Below are 3,096 nucleotides of genomic sequence, written 5' to 3'. Positions count from 1 at the left end.
ACGCGCTCTCCTCATGCCCCGCCGTGGACGGTGAGGTGAGCCTAACCGAACTTGCCCGGCGTCGTGACCAGCGGGTTCCCCCGGACGACCCCGACAAGTCGCGGGGGTTTTCCCTGGGTGATCGGTCGCGCACCCGCAGTGGGAACCGCAGGGCAAACCACCCGGCAACCCAAGATCGAAGCGCGACGCACGTCTCATTTGGGTATTGCCCGTTGACTCCGGAGAACTTTGTCAAAACAAGCCGACGGGGTGCCGTATCATTCATCCGGCGCCCCTTCGCGGGTCAGTGGAATTGCCGTGGCGAGCGCCACTCAATCCTCACCCCTGCTGGTGGTAGGCCTCCAGCACCTCGGCCGGGATGCGACCGCGGTCGGAGACCTTCATGCCCTGCTTGCGGGCCCACTCCCGAATCGCCTGGTTCTGCTCGCGGTCCGCCGAGGCGGGTCGGGCGGCGGCCTTCACGCCTGCCGGGCGGCCGGGGCCGCGCTTGCGACCACCGGTCTTGCGGGCGGCGGTGGTGAACGCGCCGAGCGCGGAGCGCAGCTTGCCCGCATTCACCGAAGAAAGGTCGATCTGGTAAGCCACACCGTCCAGGCCGAAGTCGACCGTCTCCTCGGCGACACCGCCGTCCAGGTCATCGACCAGGGTCACGGTGACCTTCTGCGCCATGCGTATCCTCCTGGGACTCGAATGCGCGGCGTGCTCCCCGACCGCGACCAAAAAACATGTGCGCCAGCAGGTTAGCGCACAAGTCGAGGAATGCGCCGCACGGAGTCCTAGAAGTTACTCATTCCGGGCGCACGAGGGGGAACAGGATCGTCTCCCGGATACCGAGGCCCGTGATGGCCATCAGCAGGCGGTCGATGCCCATTCCCACACCACCGCTCGGTGGCATTCCGTACTCCAGCGATCGCAGAAAGTCTTCGTCGACCGGCATCGCTTCCACGTCACCGCTCGCGCCCAGCCTGGCCTGCGCTTCCAACCGCTCCCGCTCGACCACCGGGTCGACCAGTTCGGAGTATCCGGTCGCCAACTCGAAACCGCGCACGTAGAGGTCCCACTTTTCCGCCACACCGGGGGTGCTGCGGTGCTGGCGGGTCAGCGGCGAGGTCTCGACCGGGAAATCCCGGACGAACGTGGGCGCGTGCAGGTGGTCGCCCACCAGGTGCTCCCACAGCTCCTCCACGAGCTTGCCGTGGCCGAGCTTCGGGTCGGTCTCCAGACCCACCTTCCCCGCGAGCGCGCGCAGGTCGTCGACGCTGGTCTCGGGCGTGACCTCGACGCCTGCGGCCTCGGACAGCGAGCCGTACATGGTCAGCGTGGTCCACTCGCCGCCCAGGTCGTACTCGGTGCCGTCGACCAGGGTGACCACGTGCGAACCGGCGACGGCCATGGCCGCCTCCTGGATCAGCTCCCTGGTCATCACCGCGTTCGTGTCGTACGTCGCGTACGCCTCGTAGTACTCCAGCATCGAGAACTCCGGCGAGTGCGAGGAGTCGATGCCCTCGTTGCGGAAGTTCCGGTTGATCTCGAAGACCTTCTCGATACCGCCGACCACGCACCTCTTCAGGTACAACTCCGGCGCGATGCGCAGGAACAGGTCGATGTCCAGCGCGTTCGAGCGGGTCACGAACGGCCGCGCCGCCGCACCCCCCTGCAAGGTCTGCAACATCGGGGTCTCGACTTCGGTGAAACCCCTGCGGTGGAACGACTCGCGCAGAGAGCGCACCAGCTTGGCGCGGTTGCGCACGGTGTCGCGCGCCTGTTCCCGCAGGATCAGGTCGACGTACCGCTGCCGAATGCGGGTTTCCTCCGCGAGTTCCTTGTGGGCGACCGGCAACGGGCGCAGCGCCTTCGCCGTGATGGCCCACTCGTCCGCCATCACGGACAGTTCCCCGCGCCGGGAGGTGATCACTTCTCCGCGCACGAAAACGTGGTCGCCGAGGTCGACGTCGCTCTTCCAGTCGGCGAGCGCCTGCTCGCCGACCTTGTTCAGGCTCAGCATGGCCTGGAGCTCGGTGCCGTCGCCCTCGCGCAGGGTCGCGAAGGCGAGCTTGCCGGTGTTCCGGATGAACATGACGCGGCCGGTCACGCCGACCACCTCGCCGGTGCTGGTGTCGGGCTCCAGCCCGGTGTGCGCCTCGCGCACCTCGCGCAGCGAGTGCGTGCGGGCGACTTCGACCGGGTACGGGTCGACTCCGCGCTCCAGCAGCCGCGCCCGCTTCTCCCTGCGGACCCTGAGCTGCTCGGGAAGGTCGTCGTCGCTGGTCGGGGAACCGTTCTGCGGCTGCTCACTCACACCGGGAAGGGTACGGAAAGGGCTATCGGGGAATCGAACCGGTTCTCACTAGGGTGTGGGTGGTGACGAGCGCAGAAGACCACGCGGACCTGTGGGCTCGCCGGGCCGCGTCTTTCGGGGCTCAAGCGTCCGCCTACGCGGAGCACCGGCCCGACTACCCGGCCGAGGCGATCAAGTGGTGCCTGGACCCCCTGGAGAGCTCGCCGCTGCGCGTGCTGGACCTGGCGGCGGGCACGGGGAAGCTGACCGAGGGCGTGGTGGCGCTGGGCCACCACGTGACGGCGGTCGAGCCCGACGAGCAGATGCTGTCGGAGCTGGTCAGGCGCAACGGGGGCGTGCGGGCCCTGCCGGGCACGGCGGAGCGCATCCCGGTGCCGGGCGGGACGGTCGACGCGGTCGTGGTGGGGCAGGCGTTCCACTGGTTCGACCAGGCGCGGGCGCTGGCGGAGATCGCCCGCGTGCTGCGGCCGGGCGGGGTGCTGGCGGCGCTGTGGACCGGGGACGACCACAGCGTGCCGTGGGTGGCCGACTACCTGGCCGCCGTGTGGGGCGCGGACGGCGACCCGCACAAGATCAGCTCGGCGGGCGCGCCCGCCGAGATCATGCCCCGGCACGAGATGTTCCACGAGCAGGAGACCGCGCGGTTCGCGCCCCGGCAGCGCAGGACCCCCGAGTCGCTCGTGGCGCCGCGGCGGCCGCCCGCCCGGGTGGCGCCCCAGCCCCAGGCCGAGCGGCGGGCCCTGGTGGCCCACGCGCAGGCCATCCAGCGCTCCCCGGAGGCGACCCGGGACGCGTTC

Annotated in this window: 3 protein-coding genes; 1 reads left to right on the top strand and 2 read right to left on the bottom strand. The window is 69.7% G+C overall.

What is annotated here, in order from left to right:
* Positions 1-318: 318 nt before the first annotated feature.
* Together ACTUAL_RS03330 and lysS are read right to left on the bottom strand one after the other, a co-directional pair.
* On the bottom strand, positions 319-669 hold the full coding sequence (locus tag ACTUAL_RS03330; RefSeq protein WP_012782962.1) for a histone-like nucleoid-structuring protein Lsr2: 351 nt from the start codon (positions 667-669) through the stop codon (positions 319-321).
* A 118-nt stretch (positions 670-787) separates the two neighbouring features.
* Entirely contained in the window at positions 788-2,299 is a 1,512-nt protein-coding gene (gene lysS / locus ACTUAL_RS03325) for a lysine--tRNA ligase (protein ID WP_096491192.1), read from the bottom strand.
* 62 nt (positions 2,300-2,361) lie between these two features.
* Here lysS and ACTUAL_RS03320 point away from each other — a divergent pair.
* The coding region (locus ACTUAL_RS03320; protein ID WP_440899229.1) for a class I SAM-dependent methyltransferase at positions 2,362-3,096 on the top strand (735 nt) is incomplete at its 3' end.

It is taken from the genome of Actinosynnema sp. (assembly GCF_052038725.1).
Note: the sequence above shows the minus strand (reverse complement) of the source record. Positions and strands in the feature narration are given on the sequence as shown.

What these genes read in the sequence shown, in the direction of transcription:
- ACTUAL_RS03330 (WP_012782962.1), bottom strand. Translation starts at nt 669, where the DNA reads ATGGCGCAGAAGGTCACCGTGACCCTGGTCGATGACCTGGACGGCGGT.